General features: G+C 74.5%; 18 protein-coding genes. 5 read left to right on the forward strand and 13 right to left on the reverse strand.

The genetic code is table 11. The features are described 5' to 3' along the window. Nucleotides 1-58 precede the first annotated feature (58 nt). From ACFWEG_RS16890 to ACFWEG_RS16935, 10 genes are all read right to left on the reverse strand, one after another. Nucleotides 59-853, reverse strand: a complete 795-nt coding sequence (locus ACFWEG_RS16890; protein WP_387215459.1) for an SGNH/GDSL hydrolase family protein — start codon at nucleotides 851-853, stop codon at nucleotides 59-61. A 258-nt stretch (nucleotides 854-1,111) separates the two neighbouring features. Beyond that, nucleotides 1,112-3,814: a hypothetical protein gene (locus tag ACFWEG_RS16895; RefSeq protein ID WP_387215462.1), complete on the reverse strand. Its 2,703-nt coding sequence runs from the start codon at nucleotides 3,812-3,814 to the stop codon at nucleotides 1,112-1,114. After that, nucleotides 3,811-4,560, reverse strand: a complete 750-nt coding sequence (locus tag ACFWEG_RS16900) for an N-acetylmannosamine-6-phosphate 2-epimerase (protein WP_387215465.1) — start codon at nucleotides 4,558-4,560, stop codon at nucleotides 3,811-3,813. Before ACFWEG_RS16900 ends, ACFWEG_RS16895 begins: the two co-directional genes overlap by 4 nt. Before the next feature lie 46 nt (nucleotides 4,561-4,606). Continuing rightward, the gene (locus tag ACFWEG_RS16905; RefSeq protein WP_387215467.1) at nucleotides 4,607-6,397 is read right to left on the reverse strand and encodes an FAD-dependent oxidoreductase; all 1,791 of its coding nucleotides are present in this window, start codon (nucleotides 6,395-6,397) and stop codon (nucleotides 4,607-4,609) included. Next, nucleotides 6,394-7,914, reverse strand: a complete 1,521-nt coding sequence (locus ACFWEG_RS16910; RefSeq protein WP_387215470.1) for a DUF4127 family protein — start codon at nucleotides 7,912-7,914, stop codon at nucleotides 6,394-6,396. Before ACFWEG_RS16910 ends, ACFWEG_RS16905 begins: the two co-directional genes overlap by 4 nt. Before the next feature lie 270 nt (nucleotides 7,915-8,184). Further along, nucleotides 8,185-9,195: an ROK family protein gene (locus ACFWEG_RS16915; protein WP_387215473.1), complete on the reverse strand. Its 1,011-nt coding sequence runs from the start codon at nucleotides 9,193-9,195 to the stop codon at nucleotides 8,185-8,187. Further along, nucleotides 9,192-9,974 carry a GntR family transcriptional regulator gene (locus ACFWEG_RS16920; RefSeq protein WP_387215476.1) on the reverse strand — a complete coding sequence of 261 codons (783 nt, stop codon included), beginning with the start codon at nucleotides 9,972-9,974 and terminating at the stop codon, nucleotides 9,192-9,194. Before ACFWEG_RS16920 ends, ACFWEG_RS16915 begins: the two co-directional genes overlap by 4 nt. Then, entirely contained in the window at nucleotides 9,971-10,900 is a 930-nt protein-coding gene (locus ACFWEG_RS16925) for a carbohydrate ABC transporter permease (RefSeq protein ID WP_387215479.1), read from the reverse strand. The genes ACFWEG_RS16920 and ACFWEG_RS16925 overlap by 4 nt, the downstream gene beginning before the upstream one ends. After that, the gene (locus ACFWEG_RS16930) at nucleotides 10,897-11,775 is read right to left on the reverse strand and encodes a carbohydrate ABC transporter permease (protein ID WP_387215482.1); all 879 of its coding nucleotides are present in this window, start codon (nucleotides 11,773-11,775) and stop codon (nucleotides 10,897-10,899) included. The genes ACFWEG_RS16925 and ACFWEG_RS16930 overlap by 4 nt, the downstream gene beginning before the upstream one ends. Before the next feature lie 176 nt (nucleotides 11,776-11,951). After that, nucleotides 11,952-13,268 (reverse strand): ABC transporter substrate-binding protein, encoded by a 1,317-nt coding sequence (locus ACFWEG_RS16935; RefSeq protein WP_387215485.1) that lies wholly within the window; start codon nucleotides 13,266-13,268, stop codon nucleotides 11,952-11,954. Nucleotides 13,269-13,562: 294 nt separating this feature from the next. On the opposite strand from ACFWEG_RS16935, the gene ACFWEG_RS16940 reads away from it, so the two are divergent. The 3 genes from ACFWEG_RS16940 to ACFWEG_RS16950 are packed head-to-tail and all read left to right on the forward strand — an operon-like array spanning nucleotide 13,563 to nucleotide 15,531. Further along, entirely contained in the window at nucleotides 13,563-14,855 is a 1,293-nt protein-coding gene (locus tag ACFWEG_RS16940; RefSeq protein ID WP_387215488.1) for a DUF3370 family protein, read from the forward strand. Nucleotides 14,856-14,912: 57 nt separating this feature from the next. Continuing rightward, nucleotides 14,913-15,158 (forward strand): ribbon-helix-helix protein, CopG family, encoded by a 246-nt coding sequence (locus tag ACFWEG_RS16945; protein ID WP_387215491.1) that lies wholly within the window; start codon nucleotides 14,913-14,915, stop codon nucleotides 15,156-15,158. Nucleotide 15,159: 1 nt separating this feature from the next. Further along, entirely contained in the window at nucleotides 15,160-15,531 is a 372-nt protein-coding gene (locus tag ACFWEG_RS16950) for a toxin Doc (protein WP_387215494.1), read from the forward strand. 15 nt (nucleotides 15,532-15,546) lie between these two features. Here the strand turns inward: ACFWEG_RS16950 and ACFWEG_RS16955 are convergent, their stop codons facing one another. The 3 genes from ACFWEG_RS16955 to ACFWEG_RS16965 form a co-directional block, all read right to left on the reverse strand. Next, nucleotides 15,547-16,095 (reverse strand): NIPSNAP family protein, encoded by a 549-nt coding sequence (locus ACFWEG_RS16955; protein WP_387215497.1) that lies wholly within the window; start codon nucleotides 16,093-16,095, stop codon nucleotides 15,547-15,549. A 95-nt stretch (nucleotides 16,096-16,190) separates the two neighbouring features. Next, nucleotides 16,191-18,716: a polynucleotide kinase-phosphatase gene (locus tag ACFWEG_RS16960; RefSeq protein ID WP_387215500.1), complete on the reverse strand. Its 2,526-nt coding sequence runs from the start codon at nucleotides 18,714-18,716 to the stop codon at nucleotides 16,191-16,193. Further along, nucleotides 18,713-20,263 carry a 3' terminal RNA ribose 2'-O-methyltransferase Hen1 gene (locus ACFWEG_RS16965; RefSeq protein WP_387215503.1) on the reverse strand — a complete coding sequence of 517 codons (1,551 nt, stop codon included), beginning with the start codon at nucleotides 20,261-20,263 and terminating at the stop codon, nucleotides 18,713-18,715. Before ACFWEG_RS16965 ends, ACFWEG_RS16960 begins: the two co-directional genes overlap by 4 nt. 183 nt (nucleotides 20,264-20,446) lie before the next feature. On the opposite strand from ACFWEG_RS16965, the gene ACFWEG_RS16970 reads away from it, so the two are divergent. Further along, nucleotides 20,447-21,427 (forward strand): hypothetical protein, encoded by a 981-nt coding sequence (locus ACFWEG_RS16970; protein WP_387215506.1) that lies wholly within the window; start codon nucleotides 20,447-20,449, stop codon nucleotides 21,425-21,427. A 216-nt stretch (nucleotides 21,428-21,643) separates the two neighbouring features. Beyond that, a complete protein-coding gene (locus ACFWEG_RS16975; protein WP_387215509.1) occupies nucleotides 21,644-23,458 on the forward strand; it encodes an HSP90 family protein in 1,815 nt (604 codons plus the stop codon).

Below are 23,458 nucleotides of genomic sequence, written 5' to 3' on the forward strand. Positions count from 1 at the left end.
GGCCGGGGAGACCCCGGCCCGCCGCCGTCGTCACGCTGTCAGGCCGTCATGCCCTTGCTCAGGCGACCGAGCGGAAAGCGGGGAGGTAGCCGCCGGACTGGCCGGCCTCCTTGGGGTGGTAGGAGTGGTAGACCGGGACGGCGACGCTGTGCAACCAGGAGTCGGACGAGCAGATCTCGTGGTTGGTGAACTCGTCGACGACGCTGGAGTAGGTGAAGCCCGCGTTGGCGGCGGCCTTGGCGATGACGGAGTTCAGGGTGTCGGAGCCGCGGTTGATCGCGGCGCGCTCGTTCTCGGTGAGGCCGACGATGCAGTTGCCGCTCAGCTTGTAGAAGCGCGGGTAGCCGAGGACGACGACGTGGGCGCGTGAGGCGCGGCTGCGGATGTCGGTGTAGAGGCCGGCCAGGCTGCCGGGGAGCGGCCCGTTCATCTTGCTGATCGCGGTGTTGACCGCGGAGACGCAGGTGGCCTCGGACTGGAGCACGCAGGTCTGCATGACGTCGGCGAACCCGACGTCGTTGCCGCCCGCGGTCACGCTGACGAGCGTCGTCGCCCCGCTCAGCGCACCGAGCTGACCGCTGCGGACGGTGCCGCTGGTGGCGCCAGAGCACGCCTGGAAGGAGAAGGAGGCGGGGGCGTTCGACGCGGCCCACAGCGCGGGATAGGACTTGCTGCTCCGGCGGCAGTCACCGCTGTCCGAGTAGTAGCTGCCCGCGCCGACTCCCGAGGAGTAGGAGTCCCCGAGGGCGACGTAGTTGTCGCCAGCGGCCGCGGCCGGCTGGGCGACGCCGAGGGCCGTCGCGGCGACGGCGAGAGCGGTGGTGGCAGAGAGGACGATTCTTCGCCAGAGCATGCCGATCAACCCCAAATCCGATGTCAGGGAAGGGTGTTACAGGAAGGTTTCACTGTGGTGCGGGTCACTTGTAGCACCACGGAATACCGGCGAGTAGTCCCCCGGACGGAGATCGTCCCATATGGACGCATGTTTATTTTCTGCGCGCGTAGACTCGCCCCGTTTGTCACCTCGTCCAAGGCGAAACAACGAGCCCCCTCCGTCGTAACGGAAGGGGCTCGTGGTGAGGTTCGCGCCGGTCAGCTCGCGCGGAATCGATTACGCGGAAGGAGTCAGACGGAGACTCAGCGTGGCGAACGGGGCGAGCTGCCACACGCTTTCGGCCGCCCCCTGCCGGACCGCCGGCTCACCCGTCGGACGCTCGTCCAGACGGACCGGGGTGAGCACCGCGCCCTCCGGCGCGTGCACCCGCGCCTCGACCGCGGCCGAGGTCGGGTTGGTGAGGCGCAGGACGACCCCGTCACCGTCCTCCGCGGGCTTCAGGACGCCGAGGAGGGCGCCGTCGGCGCGGACCGCCCCGGCGGCCGGCGCGGCGGTGCGGCCCGGCCGCACCTGCCAGGCGCGCAGCGGTGTGCGGAACGCGGCCGAGCGGTGCGCGAGTTGCGCGTCGGTGGCCACGTCCGCGCCCAGTGCGAGCGCGAGTTCGAAGCGCTGCGGACCCTGGCACTGCGCCTCGGGCGTGGGCAGCATCGGCCCGGCCCCGGTGGTGCGGCTGCGCAGGTCGAACCGGGAGAGCCAGCCGACGGCCCGCAGGAGGGTGACGACGAGCTCCTGGTCGGCCCCGGAGGCCGTCTCCCCGGCCCCCAGCGCCCGCATCTCCGGCAGCCCGGGCGCGAACACCGCCGTGCGGTCCGCGCCGCGTCCGACCGCTCCGAGCGCCTGCACGGGCGCCGAGCCGCAGACGGCCTCGTGGCCGCGCTCGGTCGGCAGCGGGCCGAGGTCGGGCCGGACCGGGCGCTCGATCAGGCTCCACTGCCCGTCGCCGGTCCACGTCTGCGCCCCGCGCGCGGTGGGCGCGTGGAACCGCAGCCGGTGGTCCCGGACGGTGTTGTCGAGCGCGATGTCCCAGCGAAGGAGCGGGTCGCCGTGCCAGTGCGCGACCTCGATCCGGACCGGGACGGCCACGGTCTCCTCGTCCCGGCCGGAGCGGTCGGCGGTGAGGCCGGCCGGCAGGTCGAGGACGGCGTCCAGCTCGAGGACCGTGCGCACGGCGGAGGTGCGCTTGCGGGAGCCCACCAGCCGCGCGGTGACCGTGCGGTCGCGGACCGGCGGGTCGTAGTTGTAGGTGTCGCCGCTGTCGCCACCGTCGGTGAGCAGGCCGAGGCCCGCCAGCTCCGAGCCGTCCGCGCGGGTCAGGGTGAGCGAGGCGTCGTCGGCCGCGGTCAGCCGGCCCCCGCCGGGCGCGGGGATCGAACGCCCGGTCTCCGTGGAGGCGTGGGCGTCGGGCGACGGGGTGTCGCCCAGGGTGACGCGCAGGACCGTGCGCCCGAGGCCGTCGACGGTCGGGGACGTGAAGCGCAGCCGGTGGCGCAGCGCCGGGCGGGAGTCGGGCAGCAGGTCGAGGTCCGCCTCGAAGGCGGTCTCGGCGCCCAGCGTCTCGGCCTCGAAGGGGACGGGCGTGCCGTCCGGGGCGGTGAGCGCGACCGGGTGCCGGTCGGGCGCGGTGAGCAGGTCGACGGTGACGGGGCCGCCGGCGGCGTCCGCGTGCGGGTTGAGGACGGCGAGGTCGGCGTGGTCGCGGACCGGGTCGCCGTAGGCGCGCACGTCGAGGCCGGAGGCGAGCAGCGCGCGGCTGACGACGTGTTCGCCGAGCTGTCGGACCCGGTCGTATCGGACCGCGTTCTCGCGGTGCACCTCGTCCACGCTGCACCCGCACAGCGAGTCGTGCGGGGCGTTGCGGAGCAGCAGCTCCCAGGCGTGGTCGAGGTCCGCGCGCAGGGTGGCGTCGTGCGGGGCGTGCAGGGCGAGGGCGGGCTCGGCCCAGCGCTCCAGGAGGTTCTGGGCGGCGGCGTTGGCCTGCTTGAGGTAGGTGCGGGCGGAGAGCGTGCCCGGCAGGATGAACGTCAGGTAGCCGGCGGGCTCGCGCAGTTCGCCCTCGACGAGCGGCAGCGGCTCGCCCTCCGCGGTGCGGGCCTCGGCGGCCGCGCGGGCGGCGGCGAAGAAGTCCTCCAGGGTGCTCTCGCGCAGCACCGCGCCGGTGGCCTCCGCGCCGGGCGCGGCGTCGCGGATGCGGGCGCCGGGGCCCGTCGGGGCGAGGTGGTCGCCGCCGTTCATCAGCAGCCAGGGGCCGTCCGGGAGCCGCTTGTGCTCGCCGGCGAGGTAGTCGCCGAGCCGGGTGGCGGCCGTGGAGGCGTCGTCGGTGGCGGTGCCGGCGTAGGCGGTGGAGTCGTCCTTCGCCTCGGCCTCGGCGTCCGGCCACAGCACCTCCGCGCCGTGGTAGCCCTGGTTGACGGCGAAGACCTCCGAGCCGTCGGGCGAGCGCCAGCGGAAGCGGGCCACGCCGTCGGGGGCGCCGCGCCAGATCAGCGCGGTGTCCATGCCGAAGCCGTTGAGCAGGCGCGGCAGGTCGGCGGGGTGCCCGAAGGCGTCGGGCGAGTAGCCGACGCCGGCCAGGGTGCCGGTCGCGGAGGCGTGGCGGCGGGCGGTGAGCAGGTTGCGGACCAGGTTCTCGCCGGAGACCAGCTGGTTGTCGGCGAGGACGTGCCACGGGCCGAGGGTGAGCCGGCCGGCGCGGGCGTGGGCGCGCAGCCGCTCGGCGAGGTCGGGGCGCAGCGCCTCGACGTCCGCGAGGACGATCGTCTGCCCGTCGAGGTGGAACGCCTGCATGCGGCCGTCGTCCAGCTCCTCGCAGACGCGGCCCGCGAGCTCGACGAGCCGGGCGCGGAAGGACTCGAACGGGCGGTACCACTCGCGGTCCCAGTGGACGTGGGTGACGACGTGGCACTCGGGTGCGGTGGTCATGCGGAGGGCTCCTGTGCGGGGTGGGCCGCCGAACGGACGGACTGCTCGCGGACGGTGGCCGCGAAGCGCTGGGTGATGGAGGTGGGGCGGGTGATCGCCCCGCCGACGACGACGGCGTGCGCGCCGAGGCCGAGCGCGTGCGCGGCCTCGTCGGGGGTGCCGATGCGGCCCTCGGCGATCAGGGGGACGGTGAGGGCGGGGGCGAGGGAGGCGATCAGCGCGAAGTCGGGGCCGTTCCGGACGGCGCTGTGCTCGGTGTACCCGGACAGCGTCGTGGCGACGGCGTCCGCGCCCGCCGCCTCGGCGGCCAGGCCCTCCTCGTGGGTGGAGACGTCGGCGAGGACGCCGATGCCGAGCCGGTGCAGGGCGGCGATCGTCTCGGCGAGGGTCAGGCCGTCGCCGCGGGGGCGCGCGGTGGCGTCGAGCGCGACGAGGTCCGCGCCCGCCTCCGCGATCCGTCTGGCGTGCCGAAGCGTCGGGGTGATGTAGACGCCGCTCTCGCCGTCCTTCCACAGCCCGATCACGGGTACGGCGACGGCCTGGCGGACGGCCTCGACGTCCTCGGGCGAGTTGATGCGGACGGCGGCGGCCCCGCCCTCGACCGCGGCCTGCGCCATCCGGGCCATGATCTGCGACCCGTGCAGCGCCTCCCCGGGCAGGGCCTGGCAGGAGACGATCAACGATCCGGCCAGCTCGTGCAGTGCGGCGGCGGTCCGGGCGGGCCGGGGGGCTCGGGTGGAGGACACCGGGTCCCTTTCGGTGGTAGCGGTCGGGTGTGCGGGGGCGGCGGTGTCAGACACGGGCACCGCCTGCGGTGGGAGCGGCCTGGTCGAGGGCGCGCTGCACGAGGGCGACGGCGAGGTCGCCCCAACTCATGTGCCAGGTGGTCGGGTCGAGGTCCGCGAACACGGACTCCGGCTCGCCGAGCAGGCGCGCCGCGGCCTCGTGCAGCGCCTGCCGCTCCTCGGCGTCCGCCGACTCCTGCGGCCTGACGTCGAGTTCGGCGGCGCGGCGGCCGCGCAACGCGCCTGCGGCGGCGAGCAGTTGGACGGCCGTGAAGCGCGGGTCGCCCGGCGGGACGTCGAGGGTCCAGGCGATCGGCACCCCGTCGCCCGTCAACCGGGCCTGCAGGCGCGTCAGTTCGCGCCGGTCGCCGACGATCTCGGCCGGGGCGAGCGAGCGGTCGCAGGACTGCGCGGCCAGTGCGCCGGCCGCCTCGCCGACGGCCCACTCGCCCTGGTGCACGCGGTAGGCGGAGGCGGCGACCTGGGTGGCGGCGAGGTTCTTCGCCGCCGCGAGCAGGTTGCCGGGCTCCCGCGCGACGAGCGCGGAGAGCGGCACCTGGAACGGCGCGGTGGGCGCGTAGGCGCTCGCGGGGCGGCCGATCCGGCTGTGCAGGTCCATGTGGTACATCGCGAGCCCGCCGGAGTCCGGCCGGTTCGCCGCCCGGGCGAGGCCCGGAACGGGCTCCAGGTCCTGCTGGCGGACCGGGCTCGCGGTCCGCAGCCGGCGCGACTCCCGCAGGTAGGGCTCCTCGGCGTACCCGTCGGCCGTGCCCGCGACCTCGGGGGCGAGCGTCAGACCGGGGTAGCCGCGGCCCCTGCCGTCGTCGCGCGGACACTCCGTGCGCAGCCAGTGCAGGAACGCCGCCGAAAGCGCCTTGGCCTGGTCGTACGCCTCCTGCGGGTGGTCGATCGACGAGCGGTCGGCGTAGTCGTTGCCCGCCCAGTTGATCAGCGCGGCGTCCCGGCCGCCGAGCACCGCGCCCTCGCGCAGCCGGCGGTAGGTCCAGAACGGCAGGTGGCCGTCGGGGCCGTGTTCGAACATGCGGTAGCGGTGCTTCCGGTCGTCCCAGCCGGCGATCTCCAGGGTGAACGGCTGGGCGTCGCGCCAGAGTTCGTAACCCTCGGGGGCCGGACCGGTGACCGGGCGGGCGTCGGCCTCCTCGTCGTGCTCGACGACGAAGCCGACCGTGCAGGACTGCACCGCGCCCGGCTGCGGGCCGCCGGGCAGGGCGAGCGGCTCCCCGTACGCGTCGCGGCCCTCGGAGCCGACGACCCAGGGGGCGCCGGCGAGCGGCAGCAGGTCGCCGGCCTCGGTGGCGTCGCAGAAGACGTCGGCGACGAGGTCCGTCGCCGCGCCGTCGCCCCGCCGCAGCCGGACGGACGCCAGCCGGCCGTCCTCCCGCCGCGCCGCGACCGGGACGAGGCCGCGCAGCACGGTGAGCCGGCCCGCGTCCACCTGCGGCGCGAGCAGCTCCTCGATCGCCGCCTCCGCGGCCGACGGCTCGCAGCACACCCGGCTCACCCAGCCGCCGCCGGGGTTCGCGACCCCGTCGTAGCGTGCGCGGATCAGGTCGCGGAACGCCCGGTAGGACGCGGAGACCCCGCCGGTCTCGACGTGCGGGTGCTCGTCGAGCGCCGGCACCAGCTGCGTCGTCGCCTGGCCGCCGAGGCGGTCGAACCGGGCGGCGAGGACCACCCGGCGCCCGGCCCGCGCGGCGGCGAGCGCTGCGGCGACGGCCCCGAGGCCGGATCCGATGACGGCGACGTCGGCGTGGACGGCGGGCGTGGTCGTGCTCATGCGGTGGGCTCCTCAACGGGCCGGTGGGCGGCGGTGCGGACGTCGAAGTCGACTTCGAAGGTGCGGTGCCAGGGGAGGTGGACGGAGGCGGGGTCGAGGTGCGCCCCGAAGCCCGGGAGTCGGCGGGCGTACGCGTCGAGACCGGCGGCCAGCCGGGCGCGGACGGGGTGGTCCGCGGGGACGTGGTCGTGGCGTCCGGGCACGCTGCCCAGTTCGGCGCGGGCCTCGGCGCGCAGCCGCGTCATGTAGCCGTGGTCCTCCGTGAACCGGTGCGCGAGCAGGTCCAGATGGGCGCGTTCGTCGAACCGGCCGGCCCGCCGCGCGGCGACGGCGGTCACCGCGTGCGCGACGACCGTCCCCAGCGTGTTGCCGGCCGTGTTCCAGCCCGCGTACGCGGTGAGCCGGTGGGCGGTCCCCGTCCGCAGCAGCGCGTCGGCCAGCAGCGGGTCCGAGCCGTTCGGCTGCGCGCAGTCCGCGACCGCGACGGCGCGGCCGGCCCGTACGTACGCGGCGGCGCGGTCGGCGAGCGCCCGCGCGGTGCGCTCGGCCGCCGTGTGGCGCTTCGTGAGCGGGCCCGCGGCCCAGTCGCCGTCGCCGTCCGGGGTGTGCACCAGCAGCACCAGGTCCGCGTCGGCGTCCCCCGCGTGGACGACCGCCCCGCACGCCTCCACCTGGCCTGCGGCCGTCCGCCCGACGGGGATGTTCTCGTACGGCGCGACCCGGTCGAGTCCGCTCGCGTCCACCGCCTCGATCGTCACGGTCACGGGTCCGGCGTCCAGCAGGCCCAGCAGCGTGCGCGCGACCAGCGTCGACGTCGCCTCGTCCGCACCCGGGCGCACGGCGACCCGCGCGTCCGCCTCCAACCGGGTCCGCCAGAAGCCCAGTTGACGCAGCTCCGCCGTCGCCACCGCCCACGGGGCCGTGTCGTCCGCCCCCACCACCAGGCTCTCCAGCACGCCCTCCGCGGCGAGTTCCAGCGCGGTCAGGTTCAGGGCGTGGTTGCGCAGCCTGCGCCGCGCGAAGTCCGCCCGGATCTCCGGTGGAACGGCCTCCCTGGCCGCGGTCAGGCCGTCCGGCTCGCCCCACTCCTCCGCGCGGTGCAGCGCGGCGGACAGCCGGTGCAGCGCGGGGCCGTGCGGGTCCCAGTACGCCGGCTCCTCCATCGCGTCCGGCGAGTCCGGCGTCCGCGTGATCAGCGTGACCCCGTGCACGGGTGCGGCGATCCCCCGCAGCACCTCCCACCGCGCGGCGACCTGCGCCACCGTCGTCGCCTGCGTCCGCGACGCGATCAGCCCGCCGTGCCCCAGCGTCTCCAGGCTCACCACGGCGGCGTCCGCGCGCTCCGCGGCCTTCCTGAGCCACTCCCCCAGCCCCTCCGCGTCCCCCGGCTCCCGCAACCGCGGCATCAGCCCGGCCGGCGGCACCAACGCCGTCGCCCCGGCCACGGCGGCGATCTGCGTGGGGAGGCGGGAGCAGGCGGGACGGTCGTCGAGGGGGAGGAGGGCGATGGTGTGCACGGGGGGTGCCTCAGCTTTCAGCGGTTCGTTCGGGCCAACTGGCGTTGGAGGGCTCGGCGCGCAGGGGGCGGCGCCCTTCACCCGGCAAGGACTCGGCCCGGCGGGCGGGCGACGGCCCAGAAGAATCAGCCCGGCCGGCGTGAGAAGGCCCGAAAGAACCAGCCCGGCCGGCGATTGAGGCCACCGGCCGGAGGCCGGTATCCGCGGCGGAGCCGCGACGGGGGTCCGGGGGCGGAGCCCCCAGGGGTTCCGGGTGCCTCCGAGGCCGCCTCACCGCGCGCCCCGAGGGGTGAGGGACGCCGCGCCGAGGAGGACCGCGTCGGAGCCGAGCGCGGCGGGGACGACGGGGACGGAACGCAGCAGGGGGAGCGTGCTCGCGGCGAGGGAGGCGCGGAGGGCCTCCTCGTACCAGGGGCCCGCGTGCAGGACGCCGCCGGCGAGGACGACGACGTCGGGGTCGAGCGTGCTGACGACGCCGGCGAGGGCCTCACCGAGCGCCGCACCGCCGCGGCGGAGGACGTCACGCGCGGCAAGCGAACCGCCGGAGGCCTCCGCGGCGACGGCCCGCAGATCGCGTTCCCCCGCGAGCGCGGCCATCGCGGGCCCGGAGGCGACCGCCTCCACGTGCCCGCGTACCCCGCACGGGCACAGGAGCCCCTCGGCCGCCGCGACCGGCACGTGCCCGAGATGCCCCGCGGCCCCGCGTCCGCCCCGTACGACCGCCCCGTCGACGGCGACCGCGCCCCCGATGCCCGTACCGGCCATGACGGCGACCGCGCCGCGCGCGCCCCGTGCGGCCCCCGCGGCCAACTCCCCCGCGAGGAACGCCTGGACGTCGCCGAGCAGCACCGCCGGCACCCCGAGCGCGTCCTCCAGGAGCGCGGAGAGGGGTGTGCCCGCCCACCCCGGCAGCGCATCGGTCGCGGAGGCGATGGTGCGCCCGTCGCGCGCGACGACCCCGGCCGTCCCGACGCCGACCCCGGCCAGCCGCCCCCCGAGGGCGGCCGGCTCGGCGAGCGCCTGCCCGGCGAGTTCGAGGACGCCGGCGACGACGGCCGCGGCGCCCTCGGCGGCGGGGGTGGGAGCCGTCGCCCGGGCGAGTACCGCGTCGCCCTCGCCGAAGACGGCGACGGCGGTCTTCGTCCCCCCGATGTCGACCCCGAGCCGCAGCCCCGGGCCGCCGGACGGCCGGGCGCCGGAGCCCGCCGCGGCGATCGCGGCGGCCGCCCGGACGGACAGGGTGGGACCGGCCGCGCCCGACCGGGTGGTGCGCGTGCTCATGTCCGCCGCTCCCGGCTGATCGTCAGGCGGTAGTCGTAGCGGTCCGCCCGGTAGAGGCTGACCGCGCGCTCGACGGCCCGCCCCCGGATGTCCCGGGTGACGCGCTCGACGAGCAGCGCGGGGAACTGCGGCGGCACCCCGAGCAGCGCGGCCTCGCGCGGGCCGACGACGGTCGCGCGGATCGTCTGGTCGGCGGTCTCGGGCGCGGCGCCGGCCCGCTCCAGCCAGCCGTACAGGCTCTCGGGCTCGCCGTGCTCGACGAGCCCGGGGACGAGCGCCTCCGGCAGCCAGACGTTCTCCAGGCACATCGGCTCGTCGTCGGCCGTCCGCAGCCGCTCCAGGTGGACGACCGGCGTGCCGGGGACGAGGAACAGGTCGCGGGCGCAGTCGACGTCGGCCTCGGTGCGCTCCAGGACGAGCAGCCGGCTGTCGGGGACCATCCGCCGGCTGCGGATGTCCTCGGAGAACGAGGTCAGGTGCAGCGACTTGCTGATGGTGGCCGGGTCGGCGACGAACGTCCCCGCCCCCTGCACCCGGTAGACGCGCCCCTCCTGGGTGAGCCGCTCGACGGCGCGCCGCACCGTCATCCGGCTGACCGAGTACCGCTGCATCAGGTCGCGTTCGCTCGGCAGCGCGTCGTGCGGGGCGAGCCCGTCGTCGATCAGCGCGGTGAGCGCGGTGCGCAGCGCCTCGTGCTTCGGCTCGCGCCCGTCCGGCGCGCCCGCGCCCGGACCGCCGTCCGCGGCGACGCCGTTGTCCGTCCCCGTACCGGTGCTCATCCCTTGACCGCCCCTTCGCCCACGCCTCGGAAGAAGAACCGCTGCAGCGTGAAGAAGAGAACCAGCAGCGGAACCACCGCAATCATGGTGCCCGCCGCCACGACCCGCTGGTCATTGGTGAACGTGCCGGAGAGGTACTGGATCCCCACGGTGAGCGTGTAGTTCTCCGGGTCGCTGAGGACGATCAGCGGCCACAGGAAGTCGTCCCACGCGAAGACGAAGCTGAAGATCGCGACGACCGCGATCGTCCCCTTCACCGACGGGAGCGCGATCCGCCAGTACCGCTGCCACTCCCCGCAGCCGTCGAGGATCGCCGCCTCCTCCAGCTCCTTCGGCAGCCCGAGGAACGCGTTGCGGAAGAGCAGGATCGACAGGCCGGTCGCGGCCATCGGCAGCATCACCCCGACGAGGGTGTCGTTGAGCCTGAGCGAGCGCATCATCAGGAACTCCGAGACCATGATGGACTCGAACGGGATGATCATCGTCGCGAGGAAGATCCCGAACGCGATCTTCCGCCCGCGGAACTCCATCCGCGCCAGCGCGTACCCCGCGAGCGACCCGAACAGGCAGTTCGTCGTCGCACAACCCACCGCCACGAGCAGCGAGTTGAACGCGTAGGAGAACACCGGGACGGTGTCCGCCGCCTTCGCGTAGTGCTCCAGCGTCGGGTGGCTCGGCAGGAGTTGCGGCGGGTAGCCGAAGACGCTCTCGCCGGCCCCCTTCAGCGACGTCGACAGCTGCCACAGGAACGGGCCGACGGTGACGACGAGCACGAGCAGCAGCAGGACGTACCGCACCCCCGTGCCGCCGGCGGCGCGCAGCCGCAGCGCGCGCGGCCGGGGGGTGACCGGGGCCGGCGGCCGGTCGGTGCTCTTCGCCGCGGGACGTACCGCGGCGGCCGGCGGGTTCGTGGTGGGCGCGCTCATGCCTGCTGCTCCCGGGAGTTGAGACGGGTGACGAACACGGACAGGCCCAGCGTGCCGAGGAACAGCGCGAGGCTCATCGCGGAGGCGTAGCCCGCCTCACCGCTCAGGCCGAGGCCCGCCTCGCGGATGGTGTAGACGATCGTGCGGGCCTCCCCGCCGGGTCCCGCGCTGCCGTCGCTGAGGGTGTAGACCTCCGCGAACACCTTCGCCGAGGCGATCGCCGACAGCGTCGCGACCAGCACCATCGTCGGCCGCAGCAGCGGCACGGTCACGCTCATGAACCGGCGCACGGCCCCGGCCCCGTCGACCTCCGCGGCCTCCAGGAGCGACCTGGGGACGTTCGCCAGGGCGGCCAGGTACACCACCATGTAGTAGCCGAGCCCCTTCCACACCGTCATCGCCATCGCGCTGAACAGCAGCAGCGTCGAGTCCGTCAGGAACGGCACCGGCTCGGCGACCACCTTCAGCCCCCGCAGCATCGAGTTGACCAGCCCGTCGCTCGACAGCAGCCACGACCAGATCAGCCCCGCCACCACCATCGACGCCACCACCGGCGAGTAGAACACCGCCCGGAAGAACCCGACCCCGGCGATCCTCTTCTGCACCAGCACCGCGACCAGCAGCGGCAGCACCACCATCAGCGGCACCACCACCACGACGTACAGCGCGGTGTTGCGCACCGACAGCCAGAACTCGCTGTCGTGCAGCAGCCGTTCGTAGTTCGCGAGCCCCGTGAACTGGCCCCCGCCCAGCGTGCTCGCATCGGTGAACGACAACACCACGGTGTTGCTGAACGGAACGATGAAGAAGGTCACCGCGATGGCGAGCGCAGGAGCGAGGAACAGCCAGGGGGCGTACCAGCGTCGGCCGGTCACGGGGTCCTCCTTGGGTAGGTGGGACTTCAGCGCCGCACGTTCTCGGCGTGCAGCGGCAAAAAACATCAGCCCGGCCGGCGATCGAGGCCGCGCGGCCGTAGGCCGTGCACGCGCCGAAGGCGCACAGCAGGGGGCGAAGCCCCCGCCCCACTCAGGGGCGAGGGCTGCTCACCGGGTCAGCCGGTGATCTGGTTCGCCGCCTCGACCGCCTGGTCGAGCGCCTTCTGCGGGGCGAGCTTCCCCTGCAGGGCCAACTGCACCTTGGCGACGACCGCCTTGGTGACCCGCTCGTCGTACTGCACCGGCACCAGGTTCTCGCCCTTGGCGATCTGCTCCGCCGAGATCTTCCGCGCCTGCGCCTCCGCGGACCCGTCACCGGCCTCCGTGAAGTACGGGTCCTTCAGCGCCTCGGACACCGACGGCAGCACCGTCACGATCTTCGAGAACGCCAGCTGGTTCTCCGCGTTCGCCATGTACGTCGCGAACGACACCGCCGCCGCCTGGTTCTTGCTCGACTTCGGCACGAGCAGCCCCATGACGGACATGTTCGTCGCCCCGGACGTGCCGGTGATCTGCGGACCGACCCCCGTCGCCTCGGCGATCTTCGGGGCGTTCTCCTTGATGATCGTCAGGAAGTTCGGCCCCGACGGCAGGACGCCGATCTGACCGGCCTGGTACGCCTCGGTCGCCTTGCTGTGGTTCTGCGTGAGCGAGTCCTTGGGGAACACGCCCTTCTTGTACGCGTCGGCCAGCTTGCCGAGGTACGCCGCCGCCTCGGGCGTGTTGAAGGTCCACTTCTTGCCCGACTCGTCGAGCAGCGGCACACCCTGCTTGGCGAGGTCCGCGATGAAGCGGTTCTCCAGCGCCGGGTGGAGGCCGTAGGACTTGCCCTTGCCCGCCTTGGAGAGCTTCTCGCCCGCGGCGAGCAGCTCGTCGAGCGTGGCCGGCGGCTTCTCCGCGTCGAGGCCGGCCTTCTTGAACTGGTCCTTGTTGTACATGGTGACCTCGGAGGTGAGGTACCACGGGATGCCGAAGGAGCCCTCCTTGCCGGGGACGGTGAACGCGTCCCAGGCGCCGGGGACGTAGTCGGCCTTGACGTCCTTCGCCGCCTTGTCCATGTCGATGAACAGGCCCTTGGCCTCGAGCGCCTGGGCGAACTGCGGGTTGAGGTTGACGACGTCGGCCATGGTGCCCGCGACCGCGTTGGCGGTCATCTTCTCCTGGGCGCCCTCGAAGGGGACGTCCACCCACTGGACGTCGACCTTCGGGTTCTTCTTCTCGTAGGCGGCGATGACGCCCTCGATGTACTTGGTGAACGTCGGCTTCAGCTGGAGCGTCTCGAAGCGGACGGTGCCCTTGAGTTCGGCGCCGGGCTTGCTCGCCGCCTGGGTGTCGTTACCGCTGTCCGTGGAACCGCCGAGGCCGCAGGCGGTGGTGAGGACGCCGAGGGCCACGGCGACGGACGCGAGACGGGTGCCTCTGCTGGAGGGCATGACGCTCCTAGGGAAGTTCCGGACACCGGCCGGAGAGGGAGAGGGTCTGCAGCCTGTGCCGCAGGACGTGTGCGGCCAAGTGGTCCGTACCACTTGACGAGCATGAGTTTGCTGAGGCTCGGGTTCCGCGTCAAGAGGTTCACCGGATCTTTCTTCGGCGGCCCTTGCCCCGACACCCGGGCCGCCCGCGGACGAGCGGCGGAATCGATTCCGCGGGTCTTGCCAGCGCACCCCTCCACATGGGTTGATGTGCGCCGTCACTCCCGCTGTACCCAACGAAGGGAACACCGCGCGATGTCTCGTCTCCCCAGCCGGCGCCGCCTGTTGCTCACCGCGCCCGCCGCGCTCGCCGCCGTGGTCACGGCCCGTACCACTGCCGAGGCCCTGGCCGTATCAGGTACGAACCAATCGGCGAGGCTCGCCGCGGCGGCGACCGGCATCGGCGAGAGCCAGTGGACGGCGGGGACGCCGACGGCCCCCGGCCCGACCGTCGCGCGGGAACTCCTGCGGCAGCTGCCCGGCTCGATGGCGGGCCCCGAACTCGTCGTCTCCAACAACCCGGAGACCGTCACAGGACCCGGCTGGCTGATGCAGCACGCCCGGACGACCGCGAACCGGGGCGGCAGCGCCCGTGCCCTGTCCGGCACGTTCCCGCTGTACCTCTACCACCAGAACAGCACGGGCGGCACCGCCTACCTGCACGTCCTGGTGTCCAACCCCGGCAGCTCCGCGGTGACGGTGAGCGCCCGCGGCTCCGCGTGGACGAACGCCGACAAACCGCTCGTCCAGGATCCGGCCGCCCGCGCCGGCACCGGCCCCTGCTACGCCGTCTCCGCGGACTGGGCTTCGGGCAACCTGCGCACGTACCTCTCCGCCACCTCCGTCGGCGCGAAGCAGGTGGTGCAGGCCGCGCGGATCCAGATGACCGGCTCCATCCTGGACGGGCTCCTGGAGGTCACGGCGAGCGGCGGCGTGTACACGTACACCGTGATCACCCGGGACGGGAACCTGAACACGGCGATCAACTCCTCGCAGAACGACTCCAACGCCGCCACCGGCAACATCATCGGCCAGACGGACACGACGTACGGCCGCGAGGCGGGCGTCTACGGCGGCTCGCGCTGGACCACCGGCCTCACCACGATCGACGTCCCCGCCGCCGGCCGGCACCTCGGGCTCGCGCTCAACACCACCGAGCGCCAGGTCGCCGCGCTCGACCAGACCGCGCCCGCCACCGCGGCGCTGCGCGACTCCTCCCAGCGCAGCTGGGGCAACTACGGCGCGCGGTACTCCGTCGAGCTCGCGCTGCGCAACACCGGTGCGCAGTCCCGCACCGCGCGCCTGGTGTTCGGCTCGAACGTCACCGGCTCGACCGACGTCCCCGGCAACACCTGGAACGGCGCGATGGCCGTCTCCGTCGACGGCGCGGCCGCCCAGCTGCAGACCGTCTACGTCCGCCCCACCGTCCCCCGCGACACCATCGGCACCTACACCCTCGCCGCCGGCGCCACCCGCACCGTGAAGCTCGACTTCATGGTCCCGGGCCTCATCACGGCGGGCTCCCAGCTCCTGCTGGAGAGCGTCTGACGACGGCGTCCGCCCGATCCGCTGCCACCGTGCCGCACCTGCGGTACGGTGGTTCGCATGTCCAAGAACATCAGTCTGCGGATCCCGGACGAGGACTACGAGGCGCTGAAGCGCCGCGCCGAGGCCGAGCACACCACCGTCTCGGCGGTCATCACCGCGCTGATCCGCCGCGACCCCCGGCTCTACGGGGCCGGCGCGCGCGTCCGCGCGGACATCGACCGGTACGGCGCGGAGTTCGCGACGGCCTTCCCCGACGAGGAGCCCGACGGGCCCGCAGGCGGCCGCGGGACCGAGGCCGCCTGACGTGGAGCTCTACGTCGACATGCCGTGGCTGCTCGAGATCCAGGCCGAGGTCCTGCCCAAGGAGCTCGCCGTGGACGACTACTCCGCCCTGCGCGCCGCGATCTCCCGCCACCAGGAGTCCCAGCCCCGGCTCGGCTACGCCCCCGACGCCGCCTGGCGGGCCGCCGCGCTCCTGGAGACCCTCGCCCTGCTCCACCCGCTGCCGGTGCGCAGCGCGTTCTTCGCCGCGATGGTCGTCGTGCGGTACATGGGCGACGCCGGCGAGGGCCTCGACGCGCCCTACGGCGCCCTGTCCGACCTCGTCACCGACGTCCGCGCCCGCCGCACCGACGTCTACGGCGCCGCGGACCGCATCCGCACCTGGCGCGTCTGACGTCGCGCCCGCGGATCAGGCCACCGGCGCCAACCGCAGCCGGCGGGTCGTGCCGTGCGGCGGGGGTGCGGAGGGGCCGAACCAGAGGCGGACGTCCTCGCCCGTGCGGACGGGGAGCGCGGGGAAGTCGTTCGCGGCGTGCTCGGTGCGGTGGAGGGCGTGCGCGGGGCGGAGGTGGCGGTCGGCGTAGGCGTCGAAGGCCGCCGGGTCGGACGGGTGGAGCAGGGTGGCGACGATCTCCCGGGTGCCGGGCGGCGGGACGAAGCCCGGGCCGCGCAGCAGGTGGACATCATCGCTGTCGACCATGGTGGCGTTCGCCTCCTCCCGGTGCGCCCGCCAGACCGGGCCGCCGTAGAACGCCTCCAGAGCGCGCCGCCGGCTCGCCATGTCGGGGAACGCGCGCAGCCAGACGAACCGGTCCGGGTCGTCGAGGTCGCGAAACCGGCCACCGAGGGTGATACCGACGGCCTCCTGTCCGGTCACGAACTCGCGCTCGAACAGCGCGATCAGGGTCTCCCGCGCGCCGGGATGCAGGGTGTACTGCCGGAACTCGACGATGCTCATGCCCGCACCGTAGGCCCGGGTACCTGACACCTCCTGTCAGGTACCCGGGCCTCCCTCCCCACGGCAGCCCGGCCCGCGTGTCCCGCGCCGACCGCCTACAGCCGCGGGTCGACCGGTTCCGACTCCAGGGCGAGGACCGCGAAGACGGGCTCGTGGACGCGCCAGAGGGGTTCGTCGGCGGCGAGGCGGGCGAGGGCCTCCAGGCCGAGGGCGTACTCGCGCAGGGCGAGGGAGCGCTTGTGGCCGAGGTGGCGGTCGCGGAGGCGGGTGAGCTGGTCGGGGCGGGTGTAGTCGGGGCCGTAGATGATGCGGAGGTACTCGCGGCCGCGGACCTTGACGCCGGGCTGGACCAGCCGGCCCCTGCGGTCGCGGACGAGCGCGTCGAGGGGTTTGACGACCATGCCCTCGCCGCCCCGGCCGGTCAGGTCGAGCCACCAGTCGACACCGGCGCGCACGGACTCCTCGTCGCCGGTCGTGACGTACACCCGCCGGGTCGGGTGCACGAGGCCGGTGGCGTCGTGCTCGACCAGGCGGTCGATGAGGGCGAGCTGGTCGGTGTGCGGGAGCGCGGCGAGCGAGCGGCCGCGCGCGGCGAGGAGCTGGAACGGGGCGAGTCGCACGCCGTCGAGGCCGTCGGTGTCCCAGCAGTAGCGGCGGTAGGCGTCGGTGAACGCGTCCGCGTCCGCGGCGCGGTCGCGCTGCCGGGCGAGCACGTCGCCGACGTCGACGCCGCGCGCCGCCGCGGCCTCCAGCGCGCCGAGCGCGGCCGGGAAGACCCCGCGGGCGGCCGCGCCGACCGCCGCGTACTGGGTGCGGAGCAGCCCGGACGCCTTCAGCGACCACGGCATCAGCTCGGCGTCGAGCAGCAGCCAGTCGGTGTCGAGCTCGTCCCACAGCCCGGCGCCGTCGACGGCCGCGCGGACCCGTTCCAGTACCGCTTCCGTGACCGCGGGGTCGGCGAAGAACGGCCGGCCGGTGCGGGTGTGGAGCGAGCCGGTCACGCCGTCCGCGCCGAACCGCTCACGGGCCGCCGCCTCGTCGCGGCAGACGAGCAGCACGGCGCGCGAGCCCATGTGCTTCTCCTCGCACACCACCGTCTCCACCCCGTCGGCGGCGTACTGCCGGAACGCCTCCGCCGGGTGCTCCAGGTAGCCCTCGACGGACGAGGTCGCCGTCGGGGCCATCGTCGGCGGGAGGTAGGGGACGAGCCGCGGGTCCACGGCGAACCGGCTCATGACCTCCAGCGCGGCTGCCGCGTTCTCCTCGCGCACGGCGACGTTCCCCGCGTACCGGGTCTCCACCGTGCGGCGGCCGTGCACGTCGGCGAGGTCGAGCGGCCGGTGCGCGTGGGCGGCCTCGGGGGCCGGGGCGAGCGGCTTGACCGGCTCGTACCAGACCTTCTCGGCGGGCACGTCGACGAGTTCACGCTCGGGCCAGCGCAGGGCCGTCATCCGGCCGCCGAAGACCGCGCCGGTGTCCAAGCAGATCGTGTTGTTGACCCAGCCCGCGGCGGGGACGGGCGTGTGACCGTACACGACCGCCGCCTTGCCGCGGTAGTCCTCCGCCCACGGGTAGCGGACGGGAAGGCCGAACTCGTCGGTCTCGCCGGTGGTGTCGCCGTACAGCGCGTGGGAGCGGACGCGGCCGGAGGTGCGGCCGTGGTACTTCTCCGGCAGCCCGGCGTGGCAGACGACGAGCTTGCCGTCGTCGAGGACGTAGTGGCTGACGAGTCCGCGGATGAACTCGGCGACCTGGGCGTTGAACTCCGGTGTCTCCTCGGCGAGTTGCTCGACGGTCTCGGCGAGGCCGTGGGTGAGCTGGACGTTGCGGCCGGCGAGGTGGCGGCCGAGCTTGTTCTCGTGGTTGCCCGGCACGCACAGCGCGCTGCCGCCCGCGACCATGCCCATGACGCGCCGCAGGACACCGGGGCTGTCCGGGCCGCGGTCGACGAGGTCGCCGACGAAGACGGCGGTGCGGCCGTCGGGGTGCACGCCGTCGACGTATCCCAACTTCACGAGCAGCGACTCCAGTTCACTGCTGCAGCCGTGAATGTCGCCGACGATGTCGAAGGGGCCGTTGAGGTGGGTGAGGTCGTTGTACCGCTTCTCGCGGACGATCTCCGCGGCGTCGATCTCCTCCACGCCGCGCAGGATGTGCACCTTGCGGAAGCCCTCGCGCTCCAACCCCCGCAGTGAGCGCCGGAGTTCGCGCTGGTGGCGCTGGACGACGTGCCGGGGCATCCCGGCCCGGTCGGGGCGCTCGGCGTTGCGCGCGTGGCACACCGCCTCGGGGACGTCGAGGACGATCGCGATCGGCAGCACGTCGTGCTCGCGCGCGAGGCGTACGAGCTGCTTGCGCGACTCCGACTGCACGCTGGTGGCGTCGACGACGGTCAGCCGCCCGGCGGCCAGCCGCTTGCCGGCGATGTAGTGCAGCACGTCGAAGGCGTCGCCGGTCGCGCTCTGGTCGTTCTCGTCGTCCGCGACGAGCCCGCGGCAGAAGTCGCTGGAGACGATCTCCGTCGCCTTGAAGTGCCGCCGCGCGAACGTGGACTTGCCGGAGCCGGTCGCGCCGATCAGCACGACGAGGGAGAGGTCGGTGACGGGGAGGGTGCGGGTCATGCGACGGTCTCCTTCGAAGTGGTCGGGACGGCAGCGGTCGGGTTGGCAGCGCTCTCGCCGCGGCGGCTGAACACGGCCATCTGGGTGGGCGGCCCGACCTCGGGGTCGTCCAGCCCGACGGGGGTGAACTCGACTCCGTAGCCGTGCCGTTCGGCCACCGCGTGGGCCCATGCGCGGAACTCCGCGCGGGTCCACTCGAAGCGGTGGTCGGTGTGCCGGACGTGGCCGGCGGGGAGGGTCTCCCAGCGGACGTTGTACTCGACGTTCGGGGTGGTCACGAGCACCGTCGCGGGGCGGGCCGCGCCGAAGACGGCGTACTCCAGGGCGGGCAGCCGGGGCAGGTCGAGGTGCTCGATCACCTCGCTGAGGACGGCCGCGTCGTAGCCGGCCAGCCGCGTGTCGGTGTAGGTGAGCGAGCCCTGGAGCAGCTGGACGCGCGCGGCCTGCCGCTCGCCCATCCGGTCCAGGCGCAGCCGCCGGGCGGCGACGGTGAGGGCGCGCATCGACACGTCGACGCCGGTGACCTGGGTGAACGCCGGTTCGGCGAGGAGCGTCTGCACCAACTGGCCCTGCCCGCAGCCGAGATCGAGCACCCGGCCCGCTCCGGCCGCCCGCAGCGCGGCGACGATCGCCTCGCGGCGCTGCCGGGCGAGCGGCACCGGGCGCCCCTCGCCGGCGGTGTCCGCGCCGCCCGTGGCGTCCGCGGTGTCCTCGGAGTCCGCGGAGTCCTCGGAGCCGTCGTCCACCGCGTTGTCGATCGCCTCGACCTCGCTGTCGTCGGCCTCGGCGAGCCGGACCAGTTCGAGCCGCTCCATCGCGGTGCGGGTCAGCCCCCGGCGGCGGGCCAGGTAGCGGCTGGTGATCAGCTCGTGGTCGGGGTGCCCGGCCAGCCAGCCGTCGCCGGCGCGCAGCAGCTTGTCGACCTCGTCCGGGGAGACCCAGTAGTGCTTGGCGTCGTCGAGCACCGGGAGGAGCACGTAGAGGTGGCGCAGCGCGTCGGCCAGTCGCAGTTCGCCGCGCAGCACGAGCCGGACGTACCGGGACTCGCCCCACTCGGGGAACTCCGGGTCCAGGGCGACCGGCTCGGCGGTCACCTCCCACCCCAGCGGCGCGAAGAGCCGGTGCACCAGCGCGGCCCCGCCGCGGGCGGGCAGGACGGGCACCTCGACGGTCAACGGCCATACCTGGTCGGTGAGTTCGGGCCGCGCCTTGCACTGGCCCTTCATCGCCGTCGAGAACACCCCGCTCAGTGCGACCGCAAGCAGGGACGACGCGGCGTAGGGCCGGTCGTTGACGTAACTGGCCAGCGCCGCGTCGGGCGCGCCTCCGCGCCCCTTGCCCTGCCCACGGCGCACCAGCGCCACGGGGTCGACCTCGAGCAGCAGCGCGACCGTGCACCGCTCGTCCCCCGCCTCGGGGTAGAAGACCTGCGCGGTCCCGTGCGAGGTCGCGTACGACTGCGCCTTCCCCGGATGCTTGTGCAGCAGGAAGCCGAGGTCGGATGCGGGGCGCTGGGGGGTACCCGTGGTACCGATCGTCAGGAACACGTCTCCGAGTATGGGCGGCCGTACCCCGCTCCCACCAGCGGGTTTCCCGGGCCGGGCCCGGGCCGGACTCCCGACCTCCGGCGCAAACCCGGTGGTCACGATGTCAGTGGCTCCGCTTATGCTGCACGCGATGATCGGCCGGGAGCGTTCCGGGGGTCACGGGTGGCCTGGGGAGGGCGCGAAGTGTTCAGGAGACTGTTCGGGGGCGGCGGGGAGGCTCCGCCGGAGAGCCCGTACGCGTTGGCGCCGGAGCGGGCCGGGCGCGGTGGGATGTACACGCTGCGGGCGATGGGCGACACCCGGGTGCTGGCCGCGGAGGACGCGGCCGCGGCGGGCGACTGGGCGGGGGTCAAGCGGGCCCTGGAGCCGTTCGACCTCGGCCGGGAGCACGGCGTCGTCGGCATCGTGGCCATGGTCGACGGCGTGCAGGACTGGATCGGCCGTGCGATCGAGGAGGACGAGGAGCACCGCGCCGCGGCGCAGCTGATCTCCGGGGTGCGGCACATCCACTGGGGCTGGGAGGCGCGCACGGACGCGCAGGCGGTCCACGTCACGCAGGAGCAGTGGCGGGTCTTCCACGAGCGGCTGCACGTCGCGGAGGAGCTGCTCCTCGCCGCGGCCGAGGCGCGGCCGGACTGGGTCTCCCCCTGGCGGCAGCTGCTCACCTCCGGGCGCGGGATGTCGCTGGGCGCGGACGTCAACGAGGCGCGCCTCGACGCGGCGCTGCGGCGGGACCCGCTCGACGTCTCCTCGCACATCGAGTGGGTCTCGCAGCTCCAGCCCCGCTGGGGCGGGGAGCCGGGCGCCGCGCTCGCCTTCGCCCGGGCGGCGGTCGCGCGGGCGCCGCACGGCCACCGGATGGGGCGGCTGATCGCCGACGCGCACATCGAGGAGTGGGTGGAGTCGTCGCACGGCGACTGCCTGGAGACCCCGGCCGTGCAGGCCGAGTTGCGGGAGGCCGCCGACCGCAGCATCCTGCACCCCGCCTACGAGCGCCGGCCCGGCTGGCAGGGTGACTTCAACACCTTCGCGATGGCGTTGCACCTCGCCGGCGAGCGGCACACCGTCCGGCGGGTGTTCCAGGCGCTCGACGGGGCGTACACCGGCTGGAACTACCTCGCCGACGCGGAGAAGGTGTTCGCCGCGCACCACCGGCGGGCGTGACCACCGAAGCGCCCCGCCGCGCGGCGTAGCCCCGCCGCTGCGCGGCCGACCCGCGACGCACCGCTGCGCGGCGCGTCCCCCCAGCGCCCTCCGCCGCCGCGGCGGGCTCGCCCGCCCGCGACCCGCCCATGGGTGCCGCCCTTCCCGGGCGCCGCAGAGGCAGGCGGCGCCGCGCGCCCCACGACCACCGCCCGCACCCACACACCCGGACAGCCCATGACACACCCCACCCCGGCCGACCACACCTTCCAGGTGGACCTCCGCGGACTCGTCGACCTCCTCTCGCACCACCTCTACTCCAGCCCCCGCGTCTACCTGCGCGAACTGCTGCAGAACGCCGTCGACGCGCTGACCGCGCGCCGGACGCTCGACGGGACGGCCGACGGCGGCATCCGGGTGACGGCCGACGGCGCGCGCGTGCGGGTGGAGGACGACGGCGTCGGCCTGACGGACGCGGACGTGCACACGTTCCTGGCGACGATCGGCCGCAGCAGCAAGCGCGCGGACCGCATCGCCGAGCAGCGTGCGGACTTCATCGGCCAGTTCGGCATCGGCCTGCTGTCGTGCTTCCTCGTCGCGGACGAGATCCACGTGCTGAGCCGTTCGGCGCGGACCCCTGACGCCCCGACGGTGGAGTGGCGGGGCCGCGGCGACGGCAGCTACACGGTCCGCACCCTGCCGGCCGGGGCCCGCCCGGAGCCGGGGACGACCGTCACCCTGACCCCCCGCGCGGACGCGACCGAGTGGACGGGCCCCGCGCAGGTCCGCGCCCTGGCCGCGCACTTCGGGTCGCTGCTGCGCCACCCGGTGACGTTCACCGACGGCTCGGCGACCGTGCCCGTGAACCCCGAGCCCGCCCCGTGGTCCCGTGCGTACCCCACCCCCGGCGCCCGCTCGCGCGCCCTGGCGGCGTACGGGAAGGAGGTGTTCGGGTTCACCCCGCTGGACACCATCGACCTGGACCTGCCGGCGGTCGGTCTGAAGGGCATCGCGTGCGTGCTCCCCGACGCGGTGCCGGCCGGACGGCGCACCGGGCACCGGGTGCACGTGAAGGGCATGCTGCTGTCGGAGCAGGCGCAGGAGATCCTGCCGGACTGGGCGTTCTTCGTACGCTGCGTCGTGGATGCGGAGAGCCTGCGCCCGACGGCGTCGCGCGAGTCGCTGTACGAGGACGACACGCTCGCCGCCGTGCGGGACGCGCTGGCCGAGCGGTTGCGCGCGTGGATCGCGCGGGCCGCGGCGAGCGACCCGGAGCTGCTCGGCCGCTTCCTGCAGGCCCACCACCTCGCGGTGAAGTCGCTCGCGGTGCACGACGACGACATCCTGCGGATGCTGCTGCCGTGGCTGCCGTTCGAGACGACCGACGGGCACACCACGCTCGACGCGTTCGCCCGCACCCACCGCACGGTCCTTGTCACGTCGAGCGTGGAGGAGTTCCGGCAGGTCGCGGCGATCGCGTCGGCGGCCGGCCTCGGGGTGGTGAACGGCGGCTACACCTACGACCGGGAGCTGGTGCACCGGCTGCCGGAGATCCGGCCGGAGACGGCCGTCGCCGACCTCGACCCGGCCACGCTGACCGCGCACCTGGACCCCGTCGACCGGGAGACCGAGCTGGCGGCGGGCGCCTACCTGGCCCGCGCCCGCGAGGCCCTCGCGGTCTTCGACTGCGACGTGGCGCTGCGGACGTTCCAGCCCGCGTCCGCGCCCGCGCTGCTGATCGACAGCCGGGAGGCGCGGCACGAGCGGACCCGCTCGCAGCTCGCCCGCGAGCAGGAGGGCGGGCTGTGGGGCGACATCCTCGGCGCGCTGCACCAGGAGGCCCCGCGCGCGCAGCTCATCCTCAACCAGCTCAACCCGCTGGTCCGCACCGCCGTCGCCATCGACGAGCCCGAACTGGCCCGCACCAGCGCCGAAGCCCTCTACGGGCAGGCCGCGCTGCTCTCGCGGCGGCCGCTGCGGCCCGCCGAGTCGAGCCTCATCAACCGCTCCTTCCTCGACCTTCTCGCCCACGCCCTGCGCAAGGACAGCTGA

Source organism: Streptomyces sp. NPDC060194 (assembly GCF_042728285.1).
Taxonomy (GTDB): Bacteria; Actinomycetota; Actinomycetes; order Streptomycetales; family Streptomycetaceae; genus Streptomyces.

What these genes read in the sequence shown, in the direction of transcription:
- ACFWEG_RS16890 (WP_387215459.1), bottom strand. Translation starts at nt 853, where the DNA reads ATGCTCTGGCGAAGAATCGTCCTCTCTGCCACCACCGCTCTCGCCGTC.
- ACFWEG_RS16895 (WP_387215462.1), bottom strand. Translation starts at nt 3,814, where the DNA reads ATGACCACCGCACCCGAGTGCCACGTCGTCACCCACGTCCACTGGGAC.
- ACFWEG_RS16905 (WP_387215467.1), bottom strand. Translation starts at nt 6,397, where the DNA reads ATGAGCACGACCACGCCCGCCGTCCACGCCGACGTCGCCGTCATCGGA.
- ACFWEG_RS16915 (WP_387215473.1), bottom strand. Translation starts at nt 9,195, where the DNA reads ATGAGCACGCGCACCACCCGGTCGGGCGCGGCCGGTCCCACCCTGTCC.
- ACFWEG_RS16920 (WP_387215476.1), bottom strand. Translation starts at nt 9,974, where the DNA reads ATGAGCACCGGTACGGGGACGGACAACGGCGTCGCCGCGGACGGCGGT.
- ACFWEG_RS16925 (WP_387215479.1), bottom strand. Translation starts at nt 10,900, where the DNA reads ATGAGCGCGCCCACCACGAACCCGCCGGCCGCCGCGGTACGTCCCGCG.
- ACFWEG_RS16935 (WP_387215485.1), bottom strand. Translation starts at nt 13,268, where the DNA reads ATGCCCTCCAGCAGAGGCACCCGTCTCGCGTCCGTCGCCGTGGCCCTC.
- ACFWEG_RS16940 (WP_387215488.1), top strand. Translation starts at nt 13,563, where the DNA reads ATGTCTCGTCTCCCCAGCCGGCGCCGCCTGTTGCTCACCGCGCCCGCC.
- ACFWEG_RS16945 (WP_387215491.1), top strand. Translation starts at nt 14,913, where the DNA reads ATGTCCAAGAACATCAGTCTGCGGATCCCGGACGAGGACTACGAGGCG.
- ACFWEG_RS16955 (WP_387215497.1), bottom strand. Translation starts at nt 16,095, where the DNA reads ATGAGCATCGTCGAGTTCCGGCAGTACACCCTGCATCCCGGCGCGCGG.
- ACFWEG_RS16960 (WP_387215500.1), bottom strand. Translation starts at nt 18,716, where the DNA reads ATGACCCGCACCCTCCCCGTCACCGACCTCTCCCTCGTCGTGCTGATC.
- ACFWEG_RS16975 (WP_387215509.1), top strand. Translation starts at nt 21,644, where the DNA reads ATGACACACCCCACCCCGGCCGACCACACCTTCCAGGTGGACCTCCGC.